Source organism: Herbaspirillum sp. NPDC101396 (assembly GCF_044767365.1).
Taxonomy (GTDB): Bacteria; Pseudomonadota; Gammaproteobacteria; order Burkholderiales; family Burkholderiaceae_D; genus Herbaspirillum.
On the sequence record NZ_JBIWNT010000001.1, the window covers coordinates 581356 to 595263 of the forward strand.

Annotated in this window: 9 protein-coding genes; 5 read left to right on the forward strand and 4 right to left on the reverse strand. The window is 61.2% G+C overall.

Annotated elements, in window-relative coordinates:
* Nucleotides 1-66: 66 nt before the first annotated feature.
* The 4 genes from ACIROY_RS02695 to gabT all read right to left on the reverse strand — a co-directional run bounded on the left by ACIROY_RS02695 (nucleotide 67) and on the right by gabT (nucleotide 5138).
* On the reverse strand, nucleotides 67-1401 hold the full coding sequence (locus ACIROY_RS02695; RefSeq protein WP_402339412.1) for an ABC transporter permease: 1335 nt from the start codon (nucleotides 1399-1401) through the stop codon (nucleotides 67-69).
* Nucleotides 1402-1510: 109 nt separating this feature from the next.
* Nucleotides 1511-2557, reverse strand: coding sequence for an ABC transporter substrate-binding protein (locus ACIROY_RS02700; protein WP_402339415.1), 1047 nt, complete (start codon nucleotides 2555-2557; stop codon nucleotides 1511-1513).
* Between the two features lie 50 nt (nucleotides 2558-2607).
* Nucleotides 2608-3735: an ABC transporter ATP-binding protein gene (locus ACIROY_RS02705; RefSeq protein ID WP_402339418.1), complete on the reverse strand. Its 1128-nt coding sequence runs from the start codon at nucleotides 3733-3735 to the stop codon at nucleotides 2608-2610.
* A 59-nt stretch (nucleotides 3736-3794) separates the two neighbouring features.
* The gene (gabT, locus tag ACIROY_RS02710; RefSeq protein ID WP_402339420.1) at nucleotides 3795-5138 is read right to left on the reverse strand and encodes a 4-aminobutyrate--2-oxoglutarate transaminase; all 1344 of its coding nucleotides are present in this window, start codon (nucleotides 5136-5138) and stop codon (nucleotides 3795-3797) included.
* A 104-nt stretch (nucleotides 5139-5242) separates the two neighbouring features.
* Between gabT and ACIROY_RS02715 the strand changes: the two genes are divergently transcribed.
* The 5 genes from ACIROY_RS02715 (at nucleotide 5243) to ACIROY_RS02735 (ending at nucleotide 13765) form a co-directional block, all read left to right on the forward strand.
* A complete protein-coding gene (locus ACIROY_RS02715) occupies nucleotides 5243-6751 on the forward strand; it encodes a PLP-dependent aminotransferase family protein (RefSeq protein WP_402339423.1) in 1509 nt (502 codons plus the stop codon).
* Between the two features lie 482 nt (nucleotides 6752-7233).
* Nucleotides 7234-8931, forward strand: coding sequence for an aspartate-alanine antiporter (gene aspT, locus ACIROY_RS02720; protein ID WP_402339426.1), 1698 nt, complete (start codon nucleotides 7234-7236; stop codon nucleotides 8929-8931).
* 66 nt (nucleotides 8932-8997) lie between these two features.
* Nucleotides 8998-10626, forward strand: a complete 1629-nt coding sequence (locus tag ACIROY_RS02725; protein ID WP_402271460.1) for a bifunctional aspartate transaminase/aspartate 4-decarboxylase — start codon at nucleotides 8998-9000, stop codon at nucleotides 10624-10626.
* A 118-nt stretch (nucleotides 10627-10744) separates the two neighbouring features.
* Complete coding sequence (locus tag ACIROY_RS02730) at nucleotides 10745-11305, forward strand: antibiotic biosynthesis monooxygenase (RefSeq protein WP_402271459.1); 561 nt, start codon at nucleotides 10745-10747, stop codon at nucleotides 11303-11305.
* A 249-nt stretch (nucleotides 11306-11554) separates the two neighbouring features.
* Nucleotides 11555-13765, forward strand: coding sequence for an autotransporter domain-containing protein (locus tag ACIROY_RS02735; protein ID WP_402339429.1), 2211 nt, complete (start codon nucleotides 11555-11557; stop codon nucleotides 13763-13765).
* Nucleotides 13766-13908: the final 143 nt, after the last annotated feature.

Sequence of the window (13908 nt, forward strand, 5' to 3'; positions counted from 1 at the left end):
GATAACCAGTGTGATGTTGTTGTGCGCGTTAAGTTGCATGACAATGTGACAAGGCGACGGTGCTTGTTAGGCAATGCCGACGTCGATCCTGGCGAAGCGCCGGTAGACGCCGTACAGGATCAGCGTTCCCGTCAGCAGCAATCCGCCCAGTGCGCACGCCATGCCCCAGTTGATGGTGGTATTGATGAAATAGGCGATGAAGTAGCTCACCATTTGTTCATTCGGCCCGCCCAGCAGGGCCGGCGTGATGTAGTAACCGCCCGCCATGATGAACACCAGCAACACGCCGGCGCCGATGCCCGGATAGGTCTGCGGGACATAGACGCGCCAGAACGCCGCAAACGGATGGCTGCCGAGTGAAATGGCCGCCTTGAGATAAGTCGGCGGTACCGATTTCATGACGCTGTAGAGCGGCAGGATCATGAACGGCAGCAGGATGTGCGTCATCGAGATGTACACGCCGATGCGGTTGAACACCAGTTCCAGCGGCGCATGGATCACACCGCTCAGCATCAGCGCGGTGTTGACCAGCCCTTCGGATTGCAGCAGCACGATCCACGCCGCCACGCGCACCAGGATTGAGGTCCAGAACGGGATCAGCACCAGGATCATCAGCAGGTTGGCGCGGCGCTCAGGCATGGTCGAGAGCCAGTAGGCCAGCGGATACGCCAGCAGCAGGGTGAACAAGGTAACGGCCGCACTCATCCACAAGGTGCGGCCGAAGATGGCGCGGTAGATGGAAGCGTCCGGATCGACCTGGACGATGTCGCCGACGGCGTTCTGCTTGAGATCCAGCGAGGCCAGCAGGTAATAGGGAGAGTAGATCGAGCCGTTGCGGGCGATCACTTGCCAGCTATCGAGCTCGGCCCACTGCGGGTTCAGCGCGATCATGGCTTCCCTGATCCGGGCAGCCTGCGCCGGTTGTGACGGTTGCAACTCCTTGCCGTCGGCATCGTGCAAAGGCAAGGCGCGGGCGGTTCCCATGATCAGCGAGCGCGCGCCGGAAAGTTCGGTATTGATGCGGCGGGCCAGCGGGCCGGCGGTACTGTCTTTTTTCGCTTGCAGCAGGTCGGTTGCAATCGCGGCATAGGCCTGGTCCGGCGGCGGGCTCTTGCGATCCCATTTGGCGAGCGCGGTAATGGTGTTGGGCAAGGTCGAAGCGATCTCGGGGTTTTCCACCGCGCGCACCAGCAACACCACGATCGGCGCCACGAAGGTCATCAGCAAAAAGAGGGCAAGCGGCGCAATCAGTCCCAGTGCGGCGAGACGCTTTCGCGTTTCCGCCTTGCGCAGATCGCGCTTGAGCTGCTGCGGCGTCGGATCTGCAAGCATGGAATTCCTGGCTTCGGCGTCTGTAGCGGTAGGCATGACTGCGCTCGGACTGGTGGCGAGAGTATTCATCGTGACTCTTGATTCTGAATGCTGCCTGACAATGGAAAACGGAAATCGGATGCGCAGACAACTGTCGCCTGCGCATCCTGGCTAGGTGACTAGCCGGCGAGCGTCGGCCTTACTTGGCAACCCAGGCGGCAAAGCGTTGTTCCAGCTCTTCGCCGTGGTCGGTCCAGAATTGCTGGCTCAACTGGATCGCATCCTTGGCGTTGGCCGCGGAAGTCGGCAAGTTGGACAAGGTCTTCGCGTTGAGCAGTTTCAGCGTGTTCTTGTTGACCGGACCATAGGCGATGTTGTTGGCATAGACCTTCTGGTTCTCGGCAGTCGTCGCAAAGCTGATGAATTTTTCTCCCAGCGCCTTGTTCGGCGAACCCTTTGGAATCACCCAGTAATCCAGGGTATAGACGCTGCCGGCCCAGACCACCTTGAGGTTCTTGCCTTCGCGCTGCGCCGCGTCGATGCGGCCGTTGAAGGCGGTCGACATCACGACGTCGCCGGACACCAGGAACTGCGCCGGCAATGCACCTGCTTCCCACCACTGGATATTCGGCTTGAGCTGGTCGAGCTTCTTGAAGGCGCGATCCACGCCGCCCTTGGTGCTCAGCACCTTGTAGACGTCCTTGGTCGCCACGCCGTCGGCCATCAAGGCGAACTCCAGGGTGTACTGGGCGCCTTTCTTCATGGCGCGCTTGCCGGGAAATTTCTTGGTATCCCAAAAGTCCGCCCATCCTTGCGGCGCAGTCTTGAGCTTGTCGCCGTTGTAAGCCAGTACAGTCGACCAGACGAAGGCGCCCATGCCGCACTCACTGTTGAGCGACTCCGGAATGTAGTCGTCCTTCTTGATGGTCTTGATCAGGTCGAGCTTTTCGATCAAGCCGTCTTCACAGGCGCGCGCCAAGTCGCCGCCATCGATTTCCACCACGTCCCAGGTGACTTTCCTGGCTTCGACCATGGCCTTGACCTTGGCCAGCTCGCCGTTGAACTCGGCGGTGACTATCTTGGTGCCGGTGCTTTTCTGAAACGGTTCGACGTAGGCGACCTTTTGCGCGTTGGCATTGGCGCCGCCGAAATTGACCACGGTCAGTTCAGCTGCCTGGCTGATACCGGCTGAGAACAGCAGACCTAAAGCAAGCGGGGAGAGCAGAGCGAGAGTGTGGCGTTTCATGTGTTCCTCTTTGGTTGTGGTTCTTGGTGACGAAAATGAAAAAACGAAATTCAGGCAAATACGCGCAGGCGTTCAGGTGCGATCTGCAGACCGACGTTGCTGCCTTCGGCGAGGTCGGCCAGCGCCGGGTCGCTCAGCGACAGCTTGACGAAGCAATCGTCCTGTCCGCTGACCACGCAGCGCACGCGCACGTGATCGCCGAAATAGATCAGGCCGGCGACGCTAGCCTTGATCAGGTTGCCGCCGTCCTGCGAAGACAAGGGCTGCAAGCGGATGCGCTCCGGGCGCACGCAGGCAACCACGCCTTGTCCGGCCTGCGCACGATGCACGTTCAGCCCGGAGAGTGTTGCGCCGTCAGGCAGGCGGATCGTGCAACGCTCGCCATTGATCGCTTCGACGCTCGCCTTGAAACGGTTGTTGTCGCCGATGAAGCCGGCCACAAACAGGTTTTCCGGAAATTCGTACAGGTCTTCCACCGGCGCCAGTTGCTGGATCACGCCCTGGTCGAACACGGCGACGCGGTCCGACATGGTCAGGGCCTCGCTCTGGTCGTGGGTCACGTAGACGAAGGTTACGCCCAGGTGCTTGTGCAATGCCTTCAGTTCCAGCTGCATGTGCTCGCGCAATTGCTTGTCGAGCGCACCGAGCGGCTCATCCATCAGCACCAGTTGCGGATCGAACACCAGCGTGCGCGCCAGGGCGACGCGCTGCTGCTGGCCGCCCGACAACTGCGTCGGATAGCGATCGCCGAACTTGCCCATCTGCACCATGTCCAGCGCCTGCTTGACCTTGGCCGCACGCGTGACGCTGTCCATCTTGCGCACGGAGAGCGGATAGGCGACGTTCTGGGCAATCGTCATGTGCGGGAACAGCGCGTAGTTCTGGAACACCATGCCGATGTTGCGCTTGTGCGGAGGCACGCGGTTGAGCAGCTGGCCGTCCAGCCGGATCTCGCCGCTGGTCGGATACTCGAAGCCGGCCAGCATCATCAGGCAGGTGGTCTTGCCCGAGCCGGACGGCCCCAGCAAGGTCAGGAACTCGCCGCGGCGAATCTCCAGGTCGAGGTTCTTGACGATCAGGTTTTCACCGTCGTAGGTTTTCTTGACGCCGCAGAACTGCACCAGCGTGTCGGCCGCTTGCAGATGCTGCGGCGCTGTCTCCATCGCATTTGTTCTCATGCTTGCTCTTTCCGGTTGTGTTTCCGTTGCCTTGATCGGATGCCGTGACGAAAGCGAAATCAGGCGCGGGTGTCGTGGATCGCCTTCTCCAGGATGACCAGCGCTTCGTCCATGACGGTATCCGGAATCGTCAACGGAAACAAGAAGCGGATTACGTTGCCGTAGCTGCCGCAGGTCAGCAGCAGCAAACCGTTTTTCAGCGCATTGGCCTGCACGCGCTTGGCGAACTCCGCATCCGGTTTGTCGCTGCCGGGCTGGACGAATTCCACCGCGACCATTGCGCCGAGGCCGCGTACTTCACCGATGGCCGGGGTGGTGGCGCCCAGGCCGATCAGGAAGTCCTTGAGCGCTGAACCCAAGCGCGCGCCGCGCACCACAAGGTTTTCTTCCGCGATCACGTCGAGCACCGCCAGCGCCGAGGCAACCGCCAACGGATTGCCGGCATAGGTGCCGCCCAGGCCGCCGGGCGCCGGGGCGTCCATGACTTCCGCGCGCCCGCACACCGCCGCCAGCGGCATGCCGCCCGCCAGGCTCTTGGCCATGGTCATCAGGTCGGGCAGGACGTCGTAATGTTCCATTGCAAATAATTTACCGGTGCGGGCGAAACCGGTCTGCACTTCATCGGCGATCAGCAGGATGCCGTGCTCGTCGCAGATTTTGCGCAGGCCGCGCATGAAATCGGCCGGTGCTGCGTAGAAGCCGCCTTCGCCTTGCACAGGTTCGAGGATGATGGCTGCCACGCGCTTCGGGTCGACATCGCTCTTGAACAAGCCGTTGACGGCCGCCAGCGCATCGTCGCTGCTCACGCCGTGCAGCGCCGTCGGGAAGGGCGCGTGATACACCTCGCCGGGGAAAGGACCGAAGCCCAGCTTGTAAGGCGCAACCTTGCCGGTCAGCGCCATGCCCATCATCGTGCGGCCATGGAATCCACCGGAAAAGGCGATGACGGCGGCGCGGCCGGTCGCGGCGCGGGCAATCTTGATGGCGTTTTCCACCGCCTCGGCGCCGGTGCTGAACAGCGCGGTCTTCTTGGCGTGCTCGCCCGGCGTGATGGCGTTGATGCGCTCGGCCAGCTCGACATAGCTCGCATAGGGAACGATCTGGTAGGCCGTATGGGTGAAGCGTTCCATCTGGGCGCGGATCGCTTCCATCAGTCTGGGATGGCGATGGCCGGTATTCAATACCGCAATGCCGGCGGCGAAGTCGATGTAGCGGCGTCCTTCGACGTCCCACAGTTCCGCATTCAGGGCGCGTTCGGCATAGAAGTCGCACATCACGCCGACGCCGCGCGGGGTGGCGGCGTTCTTGCGGGCTTGCAGTTCAGCGTTGGAGGGGACGTTCGCCGAAATGGCAGCGTTAATTGATGTGATGGGGGCGACGCTCTTGAGTGCATTGGATGTCATTGCTTGCTCCGGTATCCGCTTTGGAAAAATCTGGGTTGGAGCAATACTAAATCTGCAATGGACCTGTAATATAGAGCCAATTGAGAATATTTGATGGAGCCACTTTGCGCATCGCCTCCTTGTCGGATTATTTGCTGCTACGCGTCAATCGCGCTCCTGCAAGCCAGGAAAGTGCTCGCATCCCGCGCACGCCCGTCAATCGTCAGATTTATCAGCTGATCCGAGAAGCGATCCTTGCACAAACGCTGCCGGTCGGCCTGCAGTTGCCATCCTCGCGCGACCTTGCCGGCGAACTCGGCCTGTCGCGCAACACGGTCACTTACGCTTACGAGCAATTGCTGGCCGAGGGCTACCTCGAAAGCCGCGCCGGCGCCGGCACCTTCGTCGCCGACACGGCGCCCGACCAGATTCCGGAAACGGTCGAACGCAACGTCCCGCTCACCGATCCCTCCGGCAAGTCCGAACTGTCTGCACGCGGCGCCATGCTCACGCGTCAGGCCGGCGTCAGCGACAAGCAGTGGGGCGCTTTCATGCCGGGCATTCCCGACGTCACCGAATTCCCCAGCAAGGTCTGGAGCCGCCTGCAAAACAAGCACTGGCGCCGCTCGCAGGCAGAGATGCTGACATACGGCCCGGGTGCCGGCTATGCGCCGCTGCGGGAAGCCATCGCCGAGTACCTGCGCATCTCGCGCTCGGTCAACTGCAATGCCGGCCAGGTCCTGATCACCACCGGCATCCATCAATCGCTCGACACCGTCGTCAAACTGCTGGGCGAACACGGCGACGCCGCCTGGATCGAAGACCCGTGCTACTGGGGTACGCGCAGCGTGTTGAACTCGCTCGGCATCGAATCCGTACCGATCCCGGTCGACCAGGAAGGCATGCGCATGCGCCTGGCCAACCTGCGCCGTCCGCCGCGCTTCATCTGCACCACACCCTCGCATCAATATCCGCTCGGCATGGTCATGAGCCTGTCGCGCCGGCGCATGCTGCTGGAGTACGCCGCCGCGCACAAAGTCTGGATCATCGAAGACGACTACGACAGCGAGTTCCGCTACGGCGGCCGTCCGCTGGCGTCGCTGCAGGGCATGGACACGCACAACCGCGTGCTCTACATGGGCACCTTCAGCAAGATCATGTTTCCGGGATTGCGCATCGGTTTTCTGGTGGTGCCGGAGGCGCTGGCGCCGGCGTTCAGCACGGGCATGGCCGAACTCTACCGGTCCGGCCAGGTATTCCTGCAGGCGACACTGGCCGACTTCATGGCGGAAGGGCATTTTTCGTCGCACATTCGCAAGATGCGCGTGCTGTACGCCGAACGACTGCGCCTGCTGCAGCAAGCGATCCATCGCAACTTCGGCGACGAGATGAACATCACCGGCGGTGAAGCCGGTTTGCACCTCACCGTCTCGCTGCCGCCCGAATGCAATGACAAGCTGGTATGCGAAGACGCGCGCAAGGAAGGCATCATCGTGCGGCCCCTGTCGACCTACTACATGTCACCCAAGACCGCGCGCAGCGGGCTCCTGCTCGGATACGCCAGTGTGCCGGACGAGGCGATCGGTCCGGCTTTCGACAAGCTGGCGAAAGTGATTCGCCAACACGTCTCGTAAATCGATTGAGCGAGTCTCGAATTTCGTGATGCCGCGTATCACGCATCAAACATTGATCCAGCGCATTGACGACGATCTTTTTATCGCGCATCCTAGCGACTCCACATAGCCATGCGGCAATATTTTCTTGGATGAGTCAGGGATCTCATCCGGCACCTTTGATCTACCTGCCCTAGCAAGTAACGCGGACACCATCACTGCAAGTCAACGCATCGAGACCGGCAACGGTCGTCGATGCGAACAACATCTTGTCATGGGGCGCTTATGCTGACTGCAGTTTCTGGTTGTTTCACACTATTCATCTTCATCTCCGGTGCCGTGGTCGGCTCCGGAAAATCTCCGGTCCGTCACACGGCATCTTGCATCGCTATCCACCGATACATCGGCAGGTTTTTGCGGCATCGCGCCCATGCGCTTGCGCAAAGTGCCGTATCGGCATTTGTCTTCGTTTAACACGCTCTTCGCACTGAAAGGTGAACATCATGGAATGGCTGCATCACTTGTTCGCGCGCTCTCCCGAGATCGCATTGTTTCTCTCGCTGGCGGTCGGCTACTACGTTGGCAAGATCCAGTTCGGCAAATTCCAGCTCGGCGGCGTCGCCGGCTCGTTGCTGGTGGCGGTATTGGTCAGCCAGGTCGGCGTGACCGTCGACCCCGGCGTGAAGTCGGTGCTGTTCGCGCTCTTCATCTACGCGGTCGGCTATGAGAGCGGCCCGCAATTCTTCAACTCGCTGGGCAAGCAATCGATACGCGAAATCATCCTGGCCGCCGTGCTCGCCATCACCGGCCTCGCAACCGTGGTCATCATGGCCAAACTGTTCGGGCTGGACAAGGGACTGGCGGCAGGAGTCGCCGCCGGCGGCCTGACGCAATCGGCGATCATCGGCACCGCCGGCGACGCCATCACCAAGCTGGGGCTGGCAGCCGATGAAGTCAAGCGCCTGCAGGGCAATGTCGCAGTCGGGTACGCCGTGACCTATGTGTTCGGTTCGTTCGGTGCGATCCTGGTGTGCGTGAACCTGTTGCCGAGGCTGATGGGGCGCAGCATCAAGGAAGACGCCGTACGCGCCGAAGCCGCCATGCAGCAGGGCGTGCAGGTGCTGGCGCCGGGCCAGCTGGACGCCGCGCCGGACCTGGTCGGACGGATCTACCAGATCGGCGGCGGCACAGGCGCCGCCGGCCTCACCGTCAACAAGCTCGAACATGAGCACGCCGCCCATGGCATCACCATCGAACGCGTCAAGCGCGCCGGCAAGATCATCGAAGTCACGCCCGAACTGGAACTGCAAGCGGACGACATCGTGCTGGCGGTCGGGCGGCGGCAGGCGATGGTCAGTATCGCACCGGTTTTCAGCAAGGAGCTGTACGCCGTCGAAGGCATGGAACTGACCATGGAACGGCGCGACATCGTGCTCTCCAACAAGGAATATCAAAATCGCACGATCGCCGATATCCGCACCAACACCTCGCAGCAGGTGCGCCACGGCATCTATGTCGTGCAGCTGATGCGCATGGGAAAGGTCCTGCCGATGCAGGAAAAAACCATCGTACAGATCGGCGACGTGGTGTCGGTATTCGGTTCCGAGCAGGACGTCAAGCGCGTCTCCTCGCTGATCGGCTACGTGATCGTGCCGAGCGCCAAGACCGACTTCGTCTATCTCGGCGCCGGCCTGGTGGTGGGTTTGCTGGTCGGGCTGCTGACGGCGCGCGTCGGTTCGATCCCGCTGACGCTGGGCAGCGGCGGCGGGGCGCTGCTGTCGGGCCTGCTGTTCGGCTGGCTGCGCGCCAAGCGCCAGACCTTCGGTGCGATGCCCGGCGCTGCGGTGCAGATATTGAAGGACCTCGGGCTGGCCGGCTTTGTCGTCGTGGTCGGTTTGTCGTCCGGCCTGCAGGCGGTGCAGACCGTCAAGGCACAGGGACTGACCCTGTTCGGCGTCGGCGTGGTCGTCACGATCTTGCCGCTGGTGTTGACCATGCTGATCGGCCGCTATGTTTTGCGCTATGAAAACACGGCTGTTTTTGCAGGTGCGCTGAGCGGTTCACGCAGCGCCAATCCGGCCTTCGGTGAAGTGCTCGACAAGGCCGAAAACGCCATTCCCACGGTTCCCTTCGCGATCACCTATGCGCTGGCCAACGTTTTCCTGACCTTGCTGGGGCCGCTGATCGTGGCACTGGTGTAGCGCCATAACGGAAGAGCGGAACGATTCATTTTTACTTTGCATGTTCATCAATAAAGGAGCAACACCATGGATTTCAGCGACCCGGAAAAACTCGCCCTGCTAAGCCCCTTCGAGCTCAAGGACGCACTCATACAGAGCGCGCTGAAGAATAACAAACTCATGCTCAACGCCGGCCGCGGCAATCCCAATTTCCTGGCCACCACGCCGCGCCATGGCTTCTTCCAGTTCGGCCTGTTCGCCATGAGCGAGGCCGAACGTTCCTATATCTATATGGACGGCGTGGGCGGCTTCCCGCAGCGCGACGGCATCGAGGCGCGCTTCGAACTGTTCGCCAAGAACCACGCCGGCGTGCCCGGCATCCGGTTCATCGAAGCAGCGGTTTCGTATGTCCGGGACCAGCTGGGCATGTCGGCCGGCGACTTCATCTATGAGATGTGCGAAGCCATCCTCGGCTGCAACTATCCGGTGCCGGACCGCATGCTGCGCATGACCGAGCGCATCGTCGGCAACTATCTGCACAAGGAGATGATCGGCACGCATCCCTTCGTCGGCCATTTCGACATGTATGCAGTGGAGGGCGGCACCGCCGCGATGACCTACCTGTTCGGCAGCCTGAAGGCCAATCACGTCATCAAGGAAGGCGATACCATCGCGCTGGGCATGCCGATCTTCACGCCGTATATCGAGATCCCGCATCTGGCAGAATTCAACCTGGTCGAGCTGGTCATCGACGCACCGCAATCGAACAACTGGCAGTACACCAAAAAGGAACTCGACAAGCTGCTCGATCCCAAGGTCAAAGCCTTCTTCCTGGTCAACCCGAGCAATCCGCCTTCGGTCAAGATCGACGACAAGACGCTGGCCTACATCGCCGAGATCGTCAAGAAGCGGCCGGACCTGATCATCCTCACCGATGACGTCTACGCCACCTTTGCCGACAACTTCACCTCGCTGTTTGCAATCTGCCCATACAACACCATCCTGGTGTATTCGTTTTCCAAATACTTCGGTGCGACCGGCTGGCGCATGGGCGTGGTCGCCACGCACAAGCACAACGTCATCGACGAGCTGATTTCAAAATTGCCGGAAAAGACCGCTCGCCAGCTCGACGAGCGTTACAGCTCCATCACCACCGCGCCGCGCACGATCAAGTTCATCGACCGGCTGGTGGCCGACAGCCGCACCGTGGCACTGAACCACACCGCCGGCTTGTCGACGCCGATCCAGGCACAGATGAGCCTGTTCTCGCTGTTCTCGCTGATGGACGAAGCGGGCAGCTACAAGGCCTCCATGAAGCGCATCGTCCTGCGTCGCAAGGAAGCGCTGTATCGCGAGCTCGGCCTGCCCATGCCTCACGATCCCAACTCGGTGCGCTACTACCATTTGCTGGACATGGAATCGCTGTCCGCGCAAATGCATGGCGTCGAGTTTTCAAAATGGCTGCTGAAGCGTCTGAAACCGAATGAGGCGCTGTTCCGGCTAGCCGAGGAAACCGGCGTCATCCTGCTGCCGGGACGAGGCTTCGGCGCCGCGCATCCATCCGGTCGTGTCTCGCTCGCCAACCTCAACGAGTACGATTACGCCAACATCGGGCGCGCGATCAGGAAGATGGCGTCAGAGTACTTTGAATTGTTTGAAAAAGAGAAGGGCGGGGGGAAGGCCAAGACCGCCAAAACGACGAAGAGCAAGCGCTGAACGTGGCTTGATCCACTCCTGACGGCAAAAAGAAAAAGCCCGGCGAGACCGGGCTTTTCGCATGCATTGGCGAGGCTTTCCCTTAAAATACGCTCACTCAGGATCGAAAGCACACAATATGAACAACAAGCCGCAACCCGATATGGTCACCATCGTGATCCAGCACGACATCCGCGCCGGCGCCCATGCCAGGTATGAGGAATGGCTGAAGCACATCGTGCCGCGCGGTGCATGCGCGCCGGGCCATCGCGGCGTCAACGTGATCAAGCCCTCCGACGGCGGCAACCGCTATACCATCACGCTGCGTTTCGACAGCCTGGAATATGCCGAGCAATGGCTAGGCTCCGCCGCCCGGCGCGAACTGATCAGCGACGTGTTGCCGATGCTCGAACAGGAAGAAAAAATCGACACCGTCACCGGCATGGAATTCTGGTTCACGCCGCAGGGACAAGCGCAGAAGCGCGCCAAGCCGTACAAGCAATTCCTGCTGACGCTCTCCGTCATCTACCCGCTGACGCTGATCCTGCCGTGGATCCTGGCGCCGCTGTTCGACGCGGCGCCGGTGCTGCAGCACCACCTTCTCAGCCGCCTGATTGTGGCGGCAATCATCGTCGGCCTGATGACTTACGTGATCATGCCGCGCTATTCCAAACTGGCGCAGAAGTGGCTGTATAGCTGAACTGCCGCCGTCACACCACAAAAAATGCCGATTGGTCTGTAGCGCAAACGTGCTACAGCGCCGCGGCGCAAGCCGATTGACTTGTCGGGACCGGAAATGGAGACTGATCGGCTTCGGCAGATCCCGCCCAATTGCCGGCTTTTAAAAAAATAAACGGAAAGTGAGACAGGCGGTCAAGCCCGTGAAGAAACATCCATTATCCTGACGACAAAATCACCAGACACGTCGTACAAGGAACCAGCGGGCAGCATGAGCAAACAAGAACAACGGCGGCAGGCGGTCAGCAGCGGGCGTCTGACGCTCCTGAAACCGCTGACACTCCTGGCGCTGGCATTGTCAGCGGCGCTCGCGACGATGAGCGAGGGGCGCGCCCAGAACGTCGGCAATGCGGGCAACGTCAACTCCAGCTCCCTGTGGCTCGACAACGGTTCCGGCGCGATCACCAGCGTAACCAATAGCGGCACCGTCGTCGCGCGCCTTGGCGTCATCGCCAACGGCGGTACGATCGGCAGCGTGGACAACAGCGGCACCCTCGCCACGTATGGAAGAAGTACCGCCATCCTCAACACCGGGTCGATCGGCAGCATCACCAACAGCGGCAGCATCAGCGGCGACTATGTCTTTGCCAGCTTCGGCAGCACCGGCATCTCCAACAGCGGCACCATCGGCAATCTGAACAACAGCGGCGAGCTCCGGGGAACCACGGCGCTCTATCTGGCGCCGGGCAGCACGCTGACGTCGTTTACCAATTCCGGCACGATTTACGGCGCCATACTCAACAGTTCGGCAGCGCCGCTCACCATCAACGGCGGCACCGGCGCCAGTGTCGGTACGTTGACGGGAAACTCCCGCGACGGCCGCGAGGTGGGTCGCATCAACAGCGAAGCGGGCGTTATCTTCGCCAGCGGCAATCATCTGCTCAACGACATCATTGACGCTGGGTCGGGTACCGTCACCAACGCCGCCACGTTGCAAATCAATAATCCGATCGCCATCTACGGCAACTTTGTTCAGAATGCGGGCGCGACGCTGATTTTCGGCGGCGGCGATTCGTACGGTTTCGGCAGTGTGCTGGTGAATGGCAACGCGACCTTCGCCGCCGGCTCCACCATCAGCCTCAAGCCGCTCAACTACCATTTTGCCCAAGGCCAGCGCTACGTCGTGGTCACCGCAAGCGGGACCGTGACCGTCAATGGCGTCACCTATTCGGCGCCCGGTTTCAGTGTCAGCGGCGCGGTCCAGGACAATTCGCTGGTGCTGACGCTGGGGCGCTTCGGGCTGGGCAGCGGCGGCAGCGTCCCCGTCAACAGCGCCACCAACGACGATGCGGCGTCCTCGTTGCACGGACTGTTCAATTACAGCGGGACGAATACGTCCCTGTTGGCCTTGTTCAATCCGGCGGCGGCACTGGATACGGCGGATGCCGCCAACAAGGCGGGCGAGATGTTGAGCCCCGCGTCGATCAAGGGCGCCGCCAACGATGCCCAGGGAGTACTCAACCAGGTCATCGGCAACGTGGCGAATGATCACATGGACGGCTTGCGCGTGGCCCAGGGCAACGGCAATAGCAGCAATAGCGGCGTCGCCACCGGCGAGGCCGTTCGCGACTTTACGCTGTGGGGGCAAGTGTTCGGCGGCGGCGCTTCACAGGGGCTGCGCGACAACATCTCGGGATATCACGCCAATTACCGCGGCTTGCTGATCGGCGGCGACAGCATGGTCAGCGATACGCTGCGCATCGGTGCGCTGGTCAATGCCGCCAAGACCTCGCTGGCCAGCGACGGCGACAATACCGGCAGTTCGGTCAATATCAACAACTACGGAGTGACTGCGTACGCCAGCTACAGCGGCTCGCCGTGGTACGTCAACACGCAGGCCGGTTTTGCCCATCAGCAGTACAGCACCACGCGCGTCATCAATTACACCGGCTTCAACGGCGTCGCCAGCGGCAGCTTCAATGGCCGTCAATACATGACTTCGGTGCAGGCCGGCTATCCGCTCGCCCTGGATGCCTGGCTATCGGACGCTACCCTGACGCCGATTGCCGGCTTGAGCTACAGCACGCTGCGTCAGGATGGCTATGTCGAAACCGGCGGCAACGGCGCAGCGTTGAAGGTCGACGCATCGTCGGTCAATTCGCTCAAGAGCGAACTGGGAGCCAAGCTGGAGCGCGGTTTCGAGACCTCGTCCGGCAAACTGGCGCCGTCGCTGCAACTCGGCTGGCGGCACGAGTACCGGGGTGGCCGGACACATGCCGGCGCCAGTTTTGCCGCCGACAGTACCGGCTCAACGGCTTTTGTCACGCAAGGCGCCGCGCCGGTTGCCGATATCGGCGTGCTCACGCTCGGGATGACGCTACTGCAGGGAAAGCAGCTGAATCTGACCGCCCGGTACACGCTGGAATCCGGCGGCGGCTACAAGGCGCAGACCGGCAGCCTGCAGGCGCGCTGGCAGTATTGATATTTGCAGCACCATTCGGGTTGCAATAAGGAAATTTTTTTCAGGCTACGCAGCGTGGCGCGCCAATCCCCAGGATTATTTTGAAAATGTGAGACAAGATGTCAATTCCGGATGCCATTCAATGGCACTATGGCAAGCAGAAA